Annotated in this window: 27 protein-coding genes; 6 read left to right on the forward strand and 21 right to left on the reverse strand. The window is 51.4% G+C overall.

The window, feature by feature from the left end:
- The first annotated feature begins 104 nt into the window (after positions 1-104).
- Positions 105-659 carry a gamma carbonic anhydrase family protein gene (locus tag IB212_RS20895; protein WP_028014623.1) on the forward strand — a complete coding sequence of 185 codons (555 nt, stop codon included), beginning with the start codon at positions 105-107 and terminating at the stop codon, positions 657-659.
- On the opposite strand, the gene IB212_RS20900 is transcribed toward IB212_RS20895, so the two are convergent.
- Genes IB212_RS20900 through dprA form a run of 6 tightly spaced genes read right to left on the reverse strand, consistent with a single transcriptional unit; the run spans position 635 to position 4,418 of the window.
- A complete protein-coding gene (locus IB212_RS20900) occupies positions 635-883 on the reverse strand; it encodes a DUF1488 domain-containing protein (RefSeq protein WP_028014624.1) in 249 nt (82 codons plus the stop codon). The two genes, IB212_RS20895 and IB212_RS20900, sit on opposite strands and share 25 nt — an antisense overlap.
- Complete coding sequence (gene aroE, locus IB212_RS20905) at positions 880-1,698, reverse strand: shikimate dehydrogenase (protein ID WP_188246095.1); 819 nt, start codon at positions 1,696-1,698, stop codon at positions 880-882. Before aroE ends, IB212_RS20900 begins: the two co-directional genes overlap by 4 nt.
- A gap of 4 nt (positions 1,699-1,702) precedes the next feature.
- Complete coding sequence (tsaC, locus tag IB212_RS20910) at positions 1,703-2,275, reverse strand: L-threonylcarbamoyladenylate synthase type 1 TsaC (protein ID WP_045630331.1); 573 nt, start codon at positions 2,273-2,275, stop codon at positions 1,703-1,705.
- Complete coding sequence (locus tag IB212_RS20915; protein ID WP_045630330.1) at positions 2,268-2,822, reverse strand: type I DNA topoisomerase; 555 nt, start codon at positions 2,820-2,822, stop codon at positions 2,268-2,270. The genes tsaC and IB212_RS20915 overlap by 8 nt, the downstream gene beginning before the upstream one ends.
- A 26-nt stretch (positions 2,823-2,848) precedes the next feature.
- Positions 2,849-3,322: a DUF494 family protein Smg gene (gene smg, locus IB212_RS20920; RefSeq protein ID WP_008503477.1), complete on the reverse strand. Its 474-nt coding sequence runs from the start codon at positions 3,320-3,322 to the stop codon at positions 2,849-2,851.
- Positions 3,294-4,418, reverse strand: coding sequence for a DNA-protecting protein DprA (gene dprA / locus IB212_RS20925; RefSeq protein WP_188246096.1), 1,125 nt, complete (start codon positions 4,416-4,418; stop codon positions 3,294-3,296). Before dprA ends, smg begins: the two co-directional genes overlap by 29 nt.
- Positions 4,419-4,546: 128 nt before the next feature.
- Here dprA and def point away from each other — a divergent pair, with 128 nt between their 5' ends.
- The 5 genes from def (at position 4,547) to mscL (ending at position 9,321) form a co-directional block, all read left to right on the forward strand.
- Positions 4,547-5,056 (forward strand): peptide deformylase, encoded by a 510-nt coding sequence (gene def / locus IB212_RS20930; RefSeq protein ID WP_006812188.1) that lies wholly within the window; start codon positions 4,547-4,549, stop codon positions 5,054-5,056.
- A gap of 25 nt (positions 5,057-5,081) precedes the next feature.
- The gene (gene fmt / locus IB212_RS20935) at positions 5,082-6,029 is read left to right on the forward strand and encodes a methionyl-tRNA formyltransferase (protein ID WP_047363717.1); all 948 of its coding nucleotides are present in this window, start codon (positions 5,082-5,084) and stop codon (positions 6,027-6,029) included.
- Positions 6,030-6,081: 52 nt separating this feature from the next.
- The gene (gene rsmB, locus IB212_RS20940) at positions 6,082-7,368 is read left to right on the forward strand and encodes a 16S rRNA (cytosine(967)-C(5))-methyltransferase RsmB (protein ID WP_188246097.1); all 1,287 of its coding nucleotides are present in this window, start codon (positions 6,082-6,084) and stop codon (positions 7,366-7,368) included.
- 22 nt (positions 7,369-7,390) lie between these two features.
- Complete coding sequence (trkA, locus tag IB212_RS20945) at positions 7,391-8,767, forward strand: Trk system potassium transporter TrkA (RefSeq protein WP_014885463.1); 1,377 nt, start codon at positions 7,391-7,393, stop codon at positions 8,765-8,767.
- 143 nt (positions 8,768-8,910) lie between these two features.
- Entirely contained in the window at positions 8,911-9,321 is a 411-nt protein-coding gene (gene mscL, locus IB212_RS20950) for a large-conductance mechanosensitive channel protein MscL (RefSeq protein ID WP_028014631.1), read from the forward strand.
- On the opposite strand, the gene IB212_RS20955 is transcribed toward mscL, so the two are convergent.
- The 15 genes from IB212_RS20955 to rplF form a co-directional block, all read right to left on the reverse strand.
- The gene (locus IB212_RS20955; RefSeq protein ID WP_188246098.1) at positions 9,322-9,537 is read right to left on the reverse strand and encodes an alternative ribosome-rescue factor A; all 216 of its coding nucleotides are present in this window, start codon (positions 9,535-9,537) and stop codon (positions 9,322-9,324) included.
- Between the two features lie 57 nt (positions 9,538-9,594).
- Entirely contained in the window at positions 9,595-10,020 is a 426-nt protein-coding gene (gene zntR, locus IB212_RS20960) for a Zn(2+)-responsive transcriptional regulator (RefSeq protein WP_188246099.1), read from the reverse strand.
- A 2-nt stretch (positions 10,021-10,022) separates the two neighbouring features.
- The gene (locus tag IB212_RS20965; RefSeq protein ID WP_045630324.1) at positions 10,023-10,391 is read right to left on the reverse strand and encodes a DUF1992 domain-containing protein; all 369 of its coding nucleotides are present in this window, start codon (positions 10,389-10,391) and stop codon (positions 10,023-10,025) included.
- Positions 10,392-10,498: 107 nt separating this feature from the next.
- Positions 10,499-10,882 carry a 50S ribosomal protein L17 gene (gene rplQ, locus IB212_RS20970; RefSeq protein ID WP_001216368.1) on the reverse strand — a complete coding sequence of 128 codons (384 nt, stop codon included), beginning with the start codon at positions 10,880-10,882 and terminating at the stop codon, positions 10,499-10,501.
- Positions 10,883-10,922: 40 nt separating this feature from the next.
- A complete protein-coding gene (locus IB212_RS20975) occupies positions 10,923-11,912 on the reverse strand; it encodes a DNA-directed RNA polymerase subunit alpha (RefSeq protein WP_002919219.1) in 990 nt (329 codons plus the stop codon).
- Positions 11,913-11,937: 25 nt separating this feature from the next.
- A complete protein-coding gene (gene rpsD / locus IB212_RS20980; protein ID WP_004868345.1) occupies positions 11,938-12,558 on the reverse strand; it encodes a 30S ribosomal protein S4 in 621 nt (206 codons plus the stop codon).
- Positions 12,559-12,590: 32 nt separating this feature from the next.
- Positions 12,591-12,980 (reverse strand): 30S ribosomal protein S11, encoded by a 390-nt coding sequence (gene rpsK / locus IB212_RS20985; RefSeq protein WP_003863312.1) that lies wholly within the window; start codon positions 12,978-12,980, stop codon positions 12,591-12,593.
- Between the two features lie 16 nt (positions 12,981-12,996).
- On the reverse strand, positions 12,997-13,353 hold the full coding sequence (rpsM, locus tag IB212_RS20990) for a 30S ribosomal protein S13 (RefSeq protein ID WP_013099021.1): 357 nt from the start codon (positions 13,351-13,353) through the stop codon (positions 12,997-12,999).
- A 146-nt stretch (positions 13,354-13,499) separates the two neighbouring features.
- Positions 13,500-13,616, reverse strand: a complete 117-nt coding sequence (gene rpmJ, locus IB212_RS20995) for a 50S ribosomal protein L36 (protein ID WP_000868187.1) — start codon at positions 13,614-13,616, stop codon at positions 13,500-13,502.
- 31 nt (positions 13,617-13,647) lie between these two features.
- A complete protein-coding gene (gene secY / locus IB212_RS21000; RefSeq protein ID WP_003863305.1) occupies positions 13,648-14,979 on the reverse strand; it encodes a preprotein translocase subunit SecY in 1,332 nt (443 codons plus the stop codon).
- 7 nt (positions 14,980-14,986) lie between these two features.
- Positions 14,987-15,421, reverse strand: coding sequence for a 50S ribosomal protein L15 (gene rplO / locus IB212_RS21005; protein WP_014885468.1), 435 nt, complete (start codon positions 15,419-15,421; stop codon positions 14,987-14,989).
- Between the two features lie 3 nt (positions 15,422-15,424).
- Positions 15,425-15,604 carry a 50S ribosomal protein L30 gene (gene rpmD, locus IB212_RS21010; protein ID WP_003863301.1) on the reverse strand — a complete coding sequence of 60 codons (180 nt, stop codon included), beginning with the start codon at positions 15,602-15,604 and terminating at the stop codon, positions 15,425-15,427.
- A gap of 6 nt (positions 15,605-15,610) precedes the next feature.
- Complete coding sequence (gene rpsE, locus IB212_RS21015) at positions 15,611-16,111, reverse strand: 30S ribosomal protein S5 (protein WP_003863299.1); 501 nt, start codon at positions 16,109-16,111, stop codon at positions 15,611-15,613.
- A 14-nt stretch (positions 16,112-16,125) separates the two neighbouring features.
- Positions 16,126-16,479: a 50S ribosomal protein L18 gene (gene rplR, locus IB212_RS21020; protein WP_003863297.1), complete on the reverse strand. Its 354-nt coding sequence runs from the start codon at positions 16,477-16,479 to the stop codon at positions 16,126-16,128.
- A gap of 9 nt (positions 16,480-16,488) precedes the next feature.
- Positions 16,489-17,022 (reverse strand): 50S ribosomal protein L6, encoded by a 534-nt coding sequence (rplF, locus tag IB212_RS21025; protein WP_003863296.1) that lies wholly within the window; start codon positions 17,020-17,022, stop codon positions 16,489-16,491.
- Positions 17,023-17,034: the final 12 nt, after the last annotated feature.

A 17,034-nucleotide genomic window follows, 5' to 3' on the forward strand; every position in this document is an offset into this window, starting at 1 on the left:
GCTGAAATCCCGCCCGATCTGCTTAAATATTGACGCATTTTGCCTTGCCTCGATCCAATAATATGATCAAGTCTTCCGTATAGCGCTCATCCTTAGAGGTAGTTATGTCTGCAGTGTTACGCCCTTATAAAGATCTGTTCCCCCAAAAAGGCGATCGCGTGATGATCGATGCCACCAGCGTGGTCATTGGTGATGTCCGAATGGCCGATGACGTCAGTATCTGGCCGCTCGTCGCCATCAGGGGAGATGTAAATTATGTGTCGATCGGTGCCCGTACCAATATTCAGGACGGTAGCGTTCTGCATGTTACGCACAAATCCTCTTATAACCCGGAGGGCAATCCCCTCATCATTGGAGAAGATGTTACCGTCGGACATAAAGTGATGCTTCACGGCTGCACTATCGGTAATCGGGTGCTTGTTGGCATGGGATCGATTTTGCTGGATGGCGTGATAGTAGAAGAAGACGTAATGATTGGGGCCGGTAGCCTGGTTCCGCAGAACAAACGTCTGGAAAGTGGTTATCTCTATCTGGGAAGCCCGGTAAAACAGATCCGCCCCCTGAAGGAGGCAGAGATCGAAGGATTAAAATACTCGGCGAACAACTACGTAAAATGGAAGAATGACTATTTGGATCAGGATAACCAAACCCAACCCTGATCGTCTTCCTGCTGCTCGCGGATTAAATCGCTGGCTTCCTCTTCCAGATCCCAGCGATTTTCGCAAAAAACGGCTATCGGGTCTGTGCCGCCAAAACGATGTAACAGCGCTTCTCCATGGATGGCACAGGTAAGCTGCATACCCTGCACCAGCACCGGAAAACAGACCGCCTGCTTATGCTCATCCCAGCTCTCTCTGTCCGGGAAATGAATAGCCTGATTCACGCCGAAAGCTCCTGCTTTAGCTTTTCAATGACCGGCTCGACTGCAGGCAACACCCCGTGCCAGAGCAGTACCGCATGCGCAGCCTGCCCCACCAGCATTCCCAGCCCATCGGCTAACTGTTTCGCACCGTGTTGTTCGCACCAGTTCAGGAAGGGCGTATTCCCTTTCTGATAGAACATGTCATAGAAGTACATGTGCGCGCTGACCAGCGAAGCGGGGATCGCCGGGATCTCGCCACTGATGCCGCTGGATGTGGCATTAATGACAAGATCGAATTCACGTTCGGCAAGATCGTCAAGCGCTACCGCACTTACGCTGCCGGTATGCGCAAACAACGCCGCCAGCGCTTCTGCCCGGGAAAAAGTTCGGTTGGTAATGGTCACCGCACAGTCCAGGGAAAGCAGAGGTAACAGTACTCCCCGCGATGCGCCACCCGCACCAATCAGCAGGACCCGGAACCCGGGTTTAATAAACGACAGTCGTTCCAGATCGCTCAGCAACCCTATTCCGTCGGTGTTGTCGCCCAGAAGACGTCCGTCCTCAAGCCGTTTTAGGGTATTTACTGCACCGGCAAGAGAAGCGCGCTCGGTCAGTTCATCAGCACGTTCGAAAGCTTCCTCTTTAAAAGGAACCGTCACATTCGCACCTTTACCACCTGCGCCGAAAAAAGCCTCAAGCGTTGGAATAAATGCATCTACCGGTGCCAGTACGCGGCCATAGGGATGATTTATCTGCAGCTGCTCCGCAAATTGCTGATGGATCAGAGGTGACTTGCTGTGTGCAATCGGATTACCAAAAACAGCATAGGTTTCCATGAGATTACCCCTGGCGAAAACGTTCGCCGGTCAAAGCGTCGCGAATTTCAGACGGATTCAGGCGCCCTCCCGTCTCTCCAACAGCAACCGGGAAGTCATTTCCGAACTGTGCCAGCACTTCTTCAGTTGTACGACAAGGTGGCAATCCGGTCAGGTTGGCGCTGGTTGAGACCAGCGGTTTACCAAATGCCAGGCAAAGCTCAACCACCAGAGGATGATCGGTGACGCGAACGGCGAGGGAATCAAAGCGTCCAGTCAGCCAGCGCGGTGTTGTCGGCTGCGCCGGGAAAACAAAGGTCACCGGTCCGGGCCATGCGGAGAAAATAGTCTCGCGCTGCGCCGGTGTCAGCATAGAGTCATCAATGTAGGGCTTAAGCTGCTCGTAATTCGCAGCTATCAAAATCAACCCTTTCTCTACGGGTCTTTGTTTTAAGGCAAGCAGGCGGCTCACAGCCGTCTCGCTGTCAGGATCGCAACCGACCCCAAAAACAGCTTCAGTTGGATAGGCGATGACTTTTTCATTTTTCAGCACGTCCACAGCATGCGCAATGGAGCCTGATGGCAGGTTATTATTCACTATTTTGATCCGCCGTAACCGGCTTTCCACATTGTTTGCTGGCGCAGAAGCGTTTCATACCTTGCGCCGTTTTCTTCTCGATAAGTAGCGGATAGTTGCAATGAGTGCAGACGCCCGCTACCGGTTTGAAATTGATAACGAACTGGCATTCAGGGTAGCGATCGCAGGAATGGAAGGTCTTACCATAGCGGGAACGGCGCTGTACCAGCTGACCGCGCTGACACTGAGGACACGCAATCGCCGTTTCATCAGGCTTATCAATTTGTTCCGTATGCTCACATTCCGGATAACGGCTACAGCCAATAAACATACCGAAACGGCCCTGACGTAGCGCTAGTTCACCACCACAAAGAGGACATAGCTGTCCTTCCAGAATTTTGACGATATGTCCATCCGCCTGGCTTTTCAGAGGACGGACATAATCACATTCCGGATAGTGTGAACAACCGAGAAACGGGCCGTGTTTCCCGGACCGAATAACAAGTTCAGCCCCGCACTGCGGGCAGGGCTCATTTTTATGCACCGTGAATAGTGCTGATTTGGCCATAACAACTCTTGGTGCTACACATAGAATTAATGCAGCATACCTTCATTCACTTCAAAGAGTAATTCTTCCATTTGCTGATAGGCATTTTCACAGCCCGGGATATTAAACAGAACCATCAGAATCACCCATTTCAGATCTTCCAATTCAAATTCTGCCGTATCCAGCGCCATGACACGCTCTATCACCATTTCTCTCGTTTCGAGGTTCAGCACCTGAATCTGCTCAAGGAATAAGATGAATCCCCGGCAGCTGGCGTCCAGCCTTTCACACTCTTCTGCGGTATAAATGCGTACTGACAACGGGTCAGAAGCAAGCTGCATCGGTTCGGCGAGGCCTTCCTGATAATCAGCCAGTTTTTCCAGCCACATCAACGCATTATAGATATCTTCCCGCTCAAACCCCGCATCGGTAAGATCCTGTGTCAATTTGTCCTGATCCACTCGCATTTCTGCTTCGTTATGGATGTAAGTCTCAAACAAATACATCAGTACGTCGAACATGGCATGCCCTCCTTAATCGGACATAGCCGCCGGGTACAGCTGCGATCCACCCTGCTAACTCCAGTTCGAGTAGCTGTGCTACCGTTACTGGCACAGGTTGGCCGGCACGTTCAGCGACAACGTCAACAGGTGTTACCTCATCTCCTACGTTAGCCAGGAGCTTGGGAAATGGCAATGCCACCTTTCCCTGATCTGATGAATAATGTCGCTTTTCGGGATCTTGCTGCAGACATTGCAAGCCATATTGCAAATTTTCAAGAATGTCCCGCGCTTCTGTTACCGGCGTCGCACCCTGCTTTATCAGCCAGTGTGGTCCTTCACACCCCGGGTTACCAATCGGGCCGGGTAAGGCGAAAACCTCCCTCCCCTGATCGAGCGCGCATCGTGCAGTGACCAGCGAGCCGCTTCGCACTGCCGCTTCAACGACCAATACACCCTGGCTAAGCCCGCTGATGATTCGATTACGACGCGGAAAGTTTGCCGGCCGGGGCTGCGCCGAAAGAGGGAACTCAGACACTATCGCCCCGTCAGCTTCGATAAGCCGCATAGCCAACGCCTGATGCCGTCGGGGATAAATGCTAAACAGGCCGTTCCCCAGTACGGCCACGCTACGCCCTTTTACAGAAAGCGCGGCGTTGTGAGCAACACCGTCTATACCGCAGGCCAGTCCGCTGGTGATTGTGAAACCACTTTGCGAAAGTTGTTCGCACAGAATTTTCCCCCATCGTTCTCCATACCATGACGGCGCACGGCTACCCACGACCGCCAGCTGGGCAGCATTAAGCGTTTCAGGGTTTCCTTTTACGAATAATGCACCGGGATAATCAGGAATTGCTCGAAGTAAAGGAGGATAAAGCGGATGGGTTGCCGTTAATAAATGATTTCCCGGCTGCTCAAGCCACACCAGACTACGCTCCAGCTCACCCTCATCTGGGGCAAAGAACCGTTCAGCCTGTTTTGCTGACAGCCCAGCGTCTCTGACAGCGGAAGCATCGATATTTTTTTGCTTGTGCAGCCGTGCAGCCGCTTCCAGCATTCCATCGCCACATAATGAACCTGTGTGTATTAGCCGTAGCCATATCTCGATAGACGTCATCCTTTCCCCCTGCCATAAGCGGCCTGCGCAATCATTGCGATTGGTCACTGATGCTGTCAATCGACCCGGGATTTGTCTAGAATAGAAGTAATATTCTTATCAACTCCTGAACACGACTCTGGAAATTTATGGCAGTTTTGCAAGTGTTACATATTCCGGACGAGCGCCTTCGCATCGTCGCTGAACCGGTTAAAGAAGTGAATGCAGAAATCCAGCGTATCGTTGATGATATGTTCGATACCATGTACGCCGAAGAAGGCATTGGCCTGGCGGCGACGCAGGTAGACATTCACAAGCGTATTATCGTGATCGACGTTTCTGAAAATCGCGATGAGCGTCTGGTGCTGATCAACCCTGAATTGCTTGAGAAGAGCGGTGAAACGGGCATTGAGGAAGGTTGTCTTTCTATTCCGGAACAGCGCGCTTTGGTGCCACGTGCCGAAAAAGTGAAAATTCGCGCTTTGGATCGTGACGGTAATCCGTTCGAACTGGAAGCAGATGACCTGCTGGCAATTTGCATTCAGCATGAGATGGATCACCTGGTCGGTAAGCTGTTTATCGATTACCTCTCGCCGTTGAAACAGCAGCGTATTCGTCAAAAAGTAGAGAAACTGGATCGTTTGCGCTCTCGCGCATAACGTCCCCCCGGATACAAGGATCATCGTGTCTAAAACACTACGTATTATCTTCGCGGGAACCCCTGATTTTGCAGCGCGTCATCTTGACGCGCTGTTATCTTCTGGTCACCAGGTTGTCGGCGTCTTTACCCAGCCGGACCGTCCGGCTGGTCGCGGTAAAAAACTGATGCCGAGCCCGGTAAAGGTGCTGGCAGAAGAGCATGGGCTTCCTGTTTTCCAGCCCGCATCCTTACGCCCTCAGGAAAATCAGCAGCTGGTTGCTGACCTGAACGCCGACGTAATGGTCGTGGTGGCTTACGGTTTAATTCTGCCAAAAGCGGTGCTTGATATGCCTCGTCTGGGTTGTATCAACGTGCATGGCTCCTTGCTCCCGCGCTGGCGTGGTGCGGCACCTATCCAGCGCTCCCTGTGGGCGGGGGATGCTGAAACCGGCGTCACAATCATGAAGATGGACGTAGGTTTAGACACTGGCGACATGCTGCATAAACTGGCGTGCCCTATTACTGCAGACGATACCAGCGCTACGCTGTATGACAAACTGGCAGGCCTCGGTCCGCAAGGGCTTATCGAGACGCTGCAGCAGCTTGCTGACAATACGGCGAAACCGGAAGTTCAGGATGAGGCGCTGGTGACATATGCTGAAAAACTGAGTAAAGAAGAAGCCCGGCTCGACTGGTCCTTGTCTGCCGCTCAACTTGAACGCTGCATCCGCGCTTTTAATCCGTGGCCGATGAGCTGGATGGAGATTGATGAGCAGCCAGTGAAAGTCTGGAAAGCGTCAGTCATTAATGGCAATACAGCTGCTGAACCCGGCACGATTATCGACGCCAGCAAGAACGGTATCCAGGTTGCGACAGCAGAAGGGATCCTGAATCTTGAATCGCTGCAACCGGCCGGTAAGAAAGCCATGAGCGCTCAGGATCTATTAAATTCCCGTCGCGAATGGTTTATACCGGGTAATCGTCTTGCCTAATCCAATATATGCTTAAAGCCCGGTGTTTCCGGGCATTTTTATTTTTATAGTTATGAAAAAACAAAATCTACGCAGTATGGCGGCCAAAGCCGTTGAGCAGGTTATCGAGCAGGGCCAGTCATTGAGTAACATCCTGCCTCCCCTGCAACAAAAGGTATCTGATAAAGACAAAGCTCTGGTCCAGGAACTCTGCTTTGGCGTCCTGCGCACCCTTTCTCAGCTTGAGTGGCTCATTAATAAGCTGATGTCGCGCCCAATGACAGGCAAACAGCGCACCGTACATTATTTGATTATGGTGGGGTTTTATCAGCTTCTTCATACCCGCATTCCACCTCACGCCGCGCTGGCTGAAACGGTGGAAGGTGCCGTTGCGATTAAACGCCCTCAGTTGAAAGGGCTGATCAACGGCGTACTGCGTCAGTTCCAGCGTCAGCAGGATGAGCTACTGGCTGAATTTGCACAAAGCGAAACACGTTTTCTTCACCCGGACTGGCTGCTGAATCGTCTTAAAAAAGCGTATCCGCAGCAATGGCAAAACATTGCCGAAGCGAATAATCAACGCCCACCGATGTGGTTACGCGTCAACCGTAATCACCACACCCGTGACGCATGGCTGGCATTACTGGAAGAAACCGGAATGAGTGGATTCACGCATGCAGCCTATCCGGATGCCGTGCGTTTAGCCTCCCCTGCACCGGTACATGCTTTACCTGGTTTTGATGAAGGCTGGGTGACCGTACAGGATGCCTCGGCTCAGGGTTGCATGACCTGGCTTGAACCAGCAAACGGGGAACAGATCCTCGATCTTTGCGCCGCGCCTGGCGGAAAAACAACGCACATTCTTGAAGTGGCTCCGCAGGCCAGCGTAATGGCCGTGGATGTCGATGAGCAGCGCCTGTCACGCGTCTACGACAACCTCAAGCGTCTGGGCATGAAGGCTCAGGTTAAGCAGGGCGACGGACGCAAGCCCGCAGAATGGTGTGGTGAAACCCAGTTTGACCGCATTTTACTGGATGCGCCCTGCTCTGCAACAGGCGTGATTCGTCGCCATCCGGATATCAAGTGGCTGCGCCGCGATCGCGATATCAAGGAACTTGCCCAACTGCAATCGGACATACTTGACGCAATCTGGCCACATCTTAAACCAGGCGGCACGCTGGTTTATGCAACCTGCTCCGTACTGCCAGAAGAAAACAGCCAGCAAATCGCGGCCTTCCTTAAACGTACCCCGGACGCAACGCTGCGCGATACGGGAACGCCTGAATGCCCGGGTCAGCAAAACCTGCCGGGCGCGGAAGAAGGCGATGGCTTCTTTTACGCTAAGCTAATCAAAGAGTGATGTTGAGAACAGGTCACGAGATATGAAAATTATCATTCTGGGCGCAGGACAAGTGGGCGGAACGCTGGCGGAAAACCTGGTTGGCGAAAACAACGACATCACAATCGTTGATACCAACGGGGATCGTCTGCGCGTTTTACAGGACAAATTTGACCTTCGCGTTGTGCAGGGCCATGGTTCACACCCGCGCGTGCTACGCGAGGCGGGCGCCGACGATGCAGACATGCTCGTTGCGGTGACCAGTTCTGACGAAACCAATATGGTGGCCTGTCAGGTGGCCTACTCGCTTTTCAACACCCCTAACCGAATCGCGCGCATCCGTTCTCCGGACTATGTCCGCGATGCTGAGAAGCTCTTTAATTCAGAAGCGGTTCCTATTGACCATCTCATCGCGCCAGAACAGCTGGTTATCGACAATATCTATCGTCTGATCGAATATCCAGGCGCACTGCAGGTGGTGAACTTTGCCGAAGGTAAGGTCAGTCTTGCCGTCGTTAAGGCCTATTACGGCGGCCCGTTGATCGGCAATGCGCTTTCCACAATGCGTGAGCACATGCCGCATATCGATACGCGCGTCGCCGCCATTTTCCGCCACGACAGACCTATTCGTCCTCAAGGCTCCACGATTGTCGAAGCGGGGGATGAGGTCTTCTTCATTGCGGCCTCTCAGCATATTCGTGCGGTGATGAGTGAGTTGCAGCGTCTCGAAAAGCCTTATAAACGCATTATGCTGGTCGGCGGTGGCAATATCGGCGCGGGCCTGGCGCGAAGGCTGGAAAAAGACTACAGCGTGAAATTGATCGAGCGCGATCAACAGCGTGCTTCTGAGCTGGCGGAAAAACTGCAAAATACGATCGTATTTTATGGTGACGCGTCGGATCAGGAATTATTGGCTGAAGAGCATATTGATCAAGTTGATCTCTTTATTGCCGTCACGAACGATGACGAGGCGAATATTATGTCCGCCATGCTCGCCAAACGTATGGGAGCAAAGAAGGTCATGGTACTTATCCAGCGCAAGGCGTATGTCGACCTGGTTCAGGGCAGCGTTATTGATATTGCCATTTCACCGCAGCAGGCGACCATTTCCGCTCTGCTGAGCCATGTACGTAAAGCGGACATTGTCGGCGTTTCATCTCTGCGTCGCGGGGTGGCAGAAGCCATTGAAGCGGTAGCTCATGGAGATGAAACCACGTCACGCGTTGTGGGCCGCGCCATCGACGAAATTAAGCTGCCGCCGGGCACTATTATCGGCGCCGTAGTGCGCGGGAATGACGTTATGATCGCCAATGATAATTTGCGTATTGAGCAAGGCGACCACGTAATTATGTTCCTTACCGATAAAAAATTTATTACCGACGTCGAACGTTTATTCCAGCCTAGTCCATTCTTCCTTTAATACGTCGGGGCTCTCAATAGAGCCCCGCACTTTACCCTCTTTATTTCTGTGCCTTTTATTTTCATAACGTTTAATTATCCCGCATGGCAATTGGCTAATCATTTGTTAAACTTATAGTCGTCAGCTGGCACAAGGAGAACATAATGAGTTTTATTAAAGAATTTCGCGAATTTGCGATGCGCGGGAACGTGGTTGATTTGGCAGTGGGTGTCATTATTGGTGCGGCATTCGGCAAGATTGTTTCATCATTAGTAGCGGACATCATCATGCCACCTTTAGGGCTGCTAATCGGGGGCATTGATTTCAAACAGTTCGCGTTCACGCTGCGTGAAGCCCAGGGTGATATCCCGGCAGTAGTAATGCACTACGGCGTGTTTATCCAGAACGTATTTGATTTCGTGATTGTGGCGTTTGCTATCTTTATGGCTATCAAGCTGATTAACCGGCTCAACCGTAAAAAAGAAGAGCCAGCAGCAGCGCCTGCACCAACGAAAGAAGAAGTGTTACTGAGTGAAATTCGCGATCTGTTAAAAGAGCAGAATAACCGCGTTTAATCAGTAGTTAAAAGCAGGAAGGCCAGTGGTAAATAAGCGATTCGCTTGCTTGCCACTGGCCTCCCAGTTACCCCGTTTTGCATGTTTGTCTTTACGCAGATAACTCCCCTTCCCTTTTTTATTCTTTTCAACGCGCTGTCGAAAAAGCGGGTCGTGAAGTAAAGCCTCGATGGCATTATCTTTAATTTGTCCCTTCGTGTGCTGATAGCGGCTCATAATTTCTCCTGAGCATGGTTTATGACGACGGAAGTCTAGACCCGAGTAGATTAAAAATCAACATCCCCGAGTTTCTCCACTGGCTCCCTGTTCAAGGGCTTCCAGAATTGAACAATAAATACTGCTATGAGTCGTTCCGCAGCAGGCATCATTTAACCTTTGCAAAGAGCGCTGCATGGCTTGCAGTTCCAGAATACGGGCTTCAACTTCATCAAGCCGGGCTTGCACGATGCTTTTGGATTCCTGACAAGTGTGATGCTCAGGATCGATGCGGATCGATAATAACTCGCGGATCGAATCAAGCGTGAAGCCAAGCTGTCGGGCGTAGCGTATGAATCTCAGACGCTGCAGATCGTTATCGCTATAAAGCCGAAAGCCGCCTTCCGTGCGTACCTCATGATCGATCATCTGCTGCTTTTCGTAATATCGGATAGTGTCCGGCGTTACGTTCGCGAGCTTTGCAAGTTCACCGATACGGTACATCGCTACTCCTCGTTTATCTTCTTCATCAATATTTCACCGTATTCCCCATGCAGGAATTCCGTGCTCATTCCTGCCTGGCGCAGCTTGAGCTCGATCAGGGCAAGCCTGCGGCTAAGTTCTTTATGTCGAGGATCGTCCTGACGGATCCCTTTTAGCAAATCGACAAGTTCAACAGCCTCTCTGCGCTGCTCAAGCTCGGGCGGGAGGCAACCAGCATTTTTTAGCAAACGGTATCCAGCCCGGAGTTCAGGCGCAATATGCGAATCATCTTCCAGTTCAAGAGGTTCGCCGCTCCCGGGAAGATTGTCGAAATCGCCTTTATTCTGGGCATCGCGAATATGGCGTTCTGCCCACTGATCAAGCAACCACATCATCAGCTCCAGGGGATGAACAAAATTGATACAGGTATTGTAGAGAAGTGGGGATAATGCGGATATAAAAAAACCCGCCGAGGCGGGTTTTTTTACGTTACTGCAGATTACTCTGCAGCAGCTTCTGCTTTCTCTGAACGATCAACCAGCTCGATGTAAGCCATCGGCGCGTTGTCGCCTGCACGGAAACCACACTTCAGAATGCGAGTGTAACCACCGGCACGGCTCGCGAAACGCGGGCCCAGTTCGTTAAACAGTTTTGCCACGATCTCGTTATCACGAGTACGGGCGAATGCCAGACGACGATTAGCAACGCTGTCAGTCTTGGCAAGAGTAATCAGCGGCTCAACTACGCGACGCAGCTCTTTCGCTTTAGGCAGGGTCGTCTTGATGATTTCATGACGAACCAGTGAACCTGCCATGTTGCGGAACATAGCCTGGCGATGGCTGCTGTTGCGGTTCAGTTGACGACCACTCTTACGATGGCGCATGACCTTATCCTTCTCAGTAAAACCTTAACCTGTGATCCGGTTACTCGTCAGCAATGCTTGCCGGTGGCCAGTTTTCCAGGCGCATGCCCAGAGACAGACCACGTGAAGCCAGCACGTCTTTAATCTCGGTAAGAGATTTTTTACCCAGGTTCGGCGTTTTCAGCAACTCAACCTCGGTACGCTGTACCAGATCACCGATATAGTGGATAGCTTCTGCCTTGAGGCAGTTAGCAGAGCGGACAGTCAATTCGAGATCGTCAACAGGGCGCAGCAGGATCGGATCGAATTCTGGTTTCTCTTCTTTCACTTCTGGCTGACGTACATCACGTAAGTCAACGAAAGCTTCCAGTTGTTCTGCCAGGATGGTTGCCGCACGACGAATCGCCTCTTCAGGATCGATTGTGCCGTTGGTTTCCATTTCGATGACCAGCTTGTCCAGGTCGGTACGCTGTTCTACACGCGCTGCTTCAACATTGTAGGCAATACGCTCTACAGGGCTGTAGCATGCGTCGACCAGCAGACGGCCGATTGGGCGCTCATCTTCTTCCGAATGAATTCGGGCAGAAGCCGGCACATAACCACGACCGCGCTGAACTTTGATACGCATGCTAATAGCTGCGTTCTCATCGGTCAGGTGGCAGATCACGTGCTGCGGCTTGACGATTTCAACATCACCGTCGTGGGTGATGTCGGCTGCAGTCACAGGGCCAATGCCAGATTTATTCAGAGTAAGAATAACTTCATCTTTACCCTGAACTCTCACCGCCAGCCCTTTCAGGTTGAGCAGGATTTCAAGGATATCTTCCTGAACGCCTTCTTTGGTGCTGTACTCATGAAGTACACCATCAATCTCAACCTCGGTCACCGCGCAACCCGGCATCGATGAGAGCAGAATACGGCGCAGTGCGTTACCCAGAGTATGGCCAAAGCCACGCTCTAAAGGCTCAAGGGTCACCTTGGCGTGCGTCGAACTCACTTGCTCGATATCTACCAGGCGCGGTTTTAGAAACTCTGTCACAGAACCCTGCATTGTGTCCTCTCTTTGGTACTAAGCTTTACTTGGAGTAAAGCTCGACGATCAGGTGTTCGTTAATGTCCGCAGACAGATCAGAACGCTCAGGCTGACGCTTGAACGTACCTTCCATCTTGCCAGCATCAACTTCCAGCCAGGTTGGCTTTTCACGCTGCTCAGCCAGCTCCAGAGCGGCCTTCACGCGAGATTGCTTTTTCGCTTTCTCACGAATGCTAACAACGTCATTCGCTTTAACCTGATAAGAAGCGATGTTAACAACACGACCGTTTACCATGATTGCTTTGTGGCTAACCAGCTGACGTGATTCAGCACGAGTAGCGCCGAAGCCCATACGGTATACAACGTTGTCCAGACGACCTTCCAGCAGAGCCAGCAGGTTTTCACCTGTGTTGCCTTTCAGACGTGCTGCTTCTTTATAGTAGTTACGGAACTGACGCTCCAGCACACCGTACATACGGCGAACTTTTTGCTTTTCACGCAACTGCACACCATAGTCAGACAGACGCGGTTTACGCGCACCGTGCTGGCCAGGAGCTTGTTCAATTTTACACTTGGTATCGATCGCGCGAACGCCAGACTTAAGGAATAAGTCGGTGCCCTCACGACGGCTCAGCTTGAGCTTAGGACCCAAATATCTTGCCATTTTCTATCTCCAACTAACCTAAAAAACGAGCGTTATACGCGACGTTTTTTCGGCGGACGACAACCGTTATGAGGGATCGGAGTCACATCAGTAATATTCGTGATGCGGAAACCAGCGGCGTTCAGAGCGCGAACAGTAGATTCACGACCCGGACCCGGACCTTTAACCATAACTTCCAGATTCTTGATGCCGTATTCTTTTACGGCTTCAGCGCAACGCTCTGCTGCAACCTGAGCTGCGAACGGAGTGGATTTGCGAGAACCACGGAAACCGGAACCACCGGCTGTTGCCCAACCCAATGCGTTACCCTGACGATCAGTAATAGTAACGATGGTGTTGTTGAAAGAAGCATGGATATGAGCCACGCCGTCAGAGACTTGTTTTCTTACACGTTTACGTGCACGAACTGGTGCCTTTGCCATTATTCAATCACCCCGATTATTTCTTGATCGGTTTGCGCGGACCCTTACGGGTACGTGCGTTGGTCTTAGTACGCTGACCGCGCACTGGCAGACCACGACGATGACGCAAACCGCGATAGCAACCAAGATCCATCAGGCGCTTGATGCTCATGCTGATTTCACGGCGCAGATCACCTTCAACGACAAATTTGGCAACTTCGTCACGCAGCGTGTCGATTTGTCCTTCAGACAGCTCACTGATCTTAACATCTTCAGCGATACCCGCTGCAGCCAGGATGGCTTTAGAACGGGTCTTGCCGATGCCGTAGATCGAAGTTAATGCGATCACAGCATGTTTCTGATCAGGAATGTTAATGCCTGCTATACGGGCCACTATGCACTCCTACTATTTAATATGTACGCACCATGCTGAAAAGCCCGTTTTCAGGATACTCAAATGGAAACGTACAGACATACAAAAGATTGGCTGGCTAATCTAGCCAGCTCAACCCAACTTTGCAAGAAAAATATGCGAAATAATCAGCCTTGGCGCTGTTTATGCTTCGGCTCGGCACTGCAAATCACACGGATGACACCATCACGCTTAACGATTTTGCAGTTACGGCATAATTTCTTGACGGAAGCACGAACTTTCATTTTTACTCTCCGTAACTTCTCAGGCGACCAATTAGCGGCCGTAGCCTTTCAGGTTCGCCTTCTTCAATGCAGACTCATACTGACTGGACATCATCAGAGTTTGCACTTGAGCCATAAAGTCCATAATCACGACAACAACGATAAGCAGTGAGGTCCCACCGAAGTAGAACGGTACTTTCATTGCATCACGCATGAACTCCGGGATCAGGCAGATAAAAGTAATATAAAGCGCACCAACCAAAGTCAGGCGGGTCATTACTTTATCGATATACTTCGCCGTTTGCTCTCCCGGACGAATTCCTGGTACAAATGCACCGGACTTCTTCAGGTTATCTGCTGTTTCACGCGGGTTGAAGACCAACGCCGTGTAGAAGAAACAGAAGAAGATGATCGCAGACGCATAGAGTAACACATAAAGTGGTTGCCCAGGCTGCAAATACAGCGAAATTGTTGTCAGCCAGTTCCAACCAGTACCGCCCCCGAACCATGACGCGATGGTTGCCGGGAACAGAATAATACTGGAAGCGAAGATAGCCGGGATAACCCCCGCCATATTCACTTTCAGCGGTAAATGTGTGCTCTGTGCAGCATAGACACGACGACCCTGCTGACGCTTAGCGTAGTTCACCACAATGCGGCGTTGACCACGTTCAACGAAGACAACAAAGAACGTCACTGCAAATACTAATACTGCAACCAACAGCAACAGGAGGAAGTGCAGGTCGCCTTGACGCGCTTGCTCGATAGTATGGGCGATGGCCGGCGGGAGTCCCGCAACGATACCGGCGAAGATAATGATTGAGATACCGTTACCGATACCACGCTCAGTAATCTGTTCGCCGAGCCACATCAGGAACATCGTCCCTGTGACCAGACTAACAACAGCGGTGAAATAGAATGCAAAGCCTGGGTTTAATACCAGGCCCTGCATACCAGGCATATTCGGCAGACCGGTAGCAATACCGATCGACTGGAATATTGCCAGCACCAGAGTACCGTAACGGGTGTACTGACTAATCTTACGACGTCCAGACTCCCCTTCTTTCTTCAGCTCTGCCAGGGCCGGATGAACGACCGTCAGCAGCTGGATAATAATCGATGCCGAAATGTACGGCATAATACCCAGAGCAAAGATAGAAGCACGGCTGAGAGCACCACCAGAGAACATGTTGAACATTTCAATGATGGTGCCTCGCTGTTGCTCAAGCAGTTTGGCAAGTACAGCGGCATCGATACCAGGGATCGGAATAAAAGAGCCAATACGGAACACAATCAGCGCGCCGATAACAAACAGCAGTCTGCGTTTCAGCTCGCCAAATCCACCTTTGGCACTTTGAAAATCTAATCCCGGTTGCTTAGCCATCTGCTACTTATTCCTCAATTTTACCGCCAGCAGCTTCGATAGCAGCACGAGCACCTTTAGTAACACGCAGGCCACGAACAGTTACCGGAGTAGAAACTTCACCAGACAGGATCACTTTCGCGAACTCGATCTGAATACCGATAATGTTAGCCGCTTTCAGCGTGTTCAGGTCTACAACGCCGCCTTCAACTTTCGCCAGGTCAGACAGACGGATTTCCGCTGTGATCGCTGCTTTGCGAGAGGTGAAGCCGAACTTCGGCAGACGACGGTACAGTGGCATCTGGCCACCCTCGAAACCGCGACGTACGCCACCGCCAGAACGAGAGTTCTGACCTTTGTGACCACGACCACCGGTTTTGCCGAGGCCAGAACCGATACCACGACCCAGGCGTTTACCCGCCTTTTTAGAGCCTTCGGCCGGAGACAGAGTATTTAAACGCATCTCTTACTCCTCAACTTTAACCATGAAGTAAACCGCGTTGACCATACCACGAACAGCAGGAGTATCCTCGCGCTCAACGGTATGACCAATACGACGCAGACCCAGGCCAAGCAGCGTTGCCTTGTGTTTCGGCAGACGACCGATTGCACTGCGGGTTTGAGTGATTTTAATAGTCTTTGCCATGGTCAATTACCCCAGAATTTCTTCAACGGATTTACCACGCTTGGCAGCGACCATTTCTGGAGAATTCATATTTTCCAGGCCATCAATAGTTGCACGAACCACGTTGATCGGGTTGGTGGAACCATATGCTTTAGCCAGAACGTTATGAACCCCAGCAACTTCCAGAACGGCGCGCATTGCACCACCGGCGATGATACCGGTACCTTCTGAAGCTGGCTGCATGAATACACGAGAACCCGTGTGAACACCTTTAACTGGGTGCTGCAGGGTGCCGTTGTTCAGCGCGACGTTAATCATATTGCGACGGGCTTTTTCCATCGCTTTCTGGATCGCTGCTGGAACTTCACGCGCTTTACCGTAACCAAAACCAACGCGACCGTTACCATCGCCTACTACAGTCAGAGCTGTGAAGGAGAAAATACGACCACCTTTAACGGTTTTAGATACGCGGTTTACCGCGATCAGCTTTTCCTGCAGTTCGCCAGCCTGTTTTTCGATGTGAGCCATCTTACACCTCTACCTTAGAACTGAAGGCCAGCTTCACGGGCAGCATCTGCCAGTGCCTGGACACGACCATGATATTGGAACCCGGAACGGTCAAAGGAAACATTGCTGATGCCTTTTTCCAGAGCGCGTTCTGCAACAGCTTTACCTACAGCTGCAGCGGCGTCTTTGTTACCGGTGTACTTCAATTGTTCTGAGATAGCTTTTTCTACAGTAGAAGCAGCTACCAGAACTTCAGAACCGTTCGGTGCAATTACCTGTGCGTAAATATGACGCGGGGTACGATGTACCACCAGGCGAGTTGCACCCAGCTCTTTGAGCTTGCGGCGTGCGCGGGTCGCACGACGGATACGAGCAGATTTCTTATCCATAGTGTTACCTTACTTCTTCTTAGCCTCTTTGGTACGCACGACTTCGTCGGCGTAACGAACACCCTTGCCTTTGTAAGGCTCAGGACGACGGTAGGCGCGCAGATCTGCTGCAACCTGACCGATCAGCTGTTTATCAGCGCCTTTCAGCACGATTTCAGTTTGAGTCGGACATTCTGCAGTGATACCGGCCGGCAGCGGATGCTCAACAGGGTGTGAGAAGCCCAGAGACAGGCCTACTGCATTCCCTTTGATAGCTGCACGATAACCTACACCAACCAGCTGAAGCTTTTTAGTGAAGCCTTCGGTAACACCAACAACCATTGAGTTCAGCAGGGCACGCGCGGTACCAGCCTGAGCCCATCCATCCACGAAACCATCACGTGGACCGAAGGTCAGAGCGTTATCTGCATGTTTAACTTCAACAGCTTTGTTGAGGGTACGAGTCAGCTCGCCGTTTTTACCTTTGATCGTAATAACCTGACCGTCGATTTTTACATCAACGCCGGCAGGAATAACGACCGGTGCTTTAGCAACACGAGACATTCTTTCCTCCGA

This window comes from Enterobacter sp. E12 (assembly GCF_014596715.2).
GTDB classification, from domain to species: Bacteria; Pseudomonadota; Gammaproteobacteria; order Enterobacterales; family Enterobacteriaceae; genus Enterobacter; species Enterobacter bugandensis.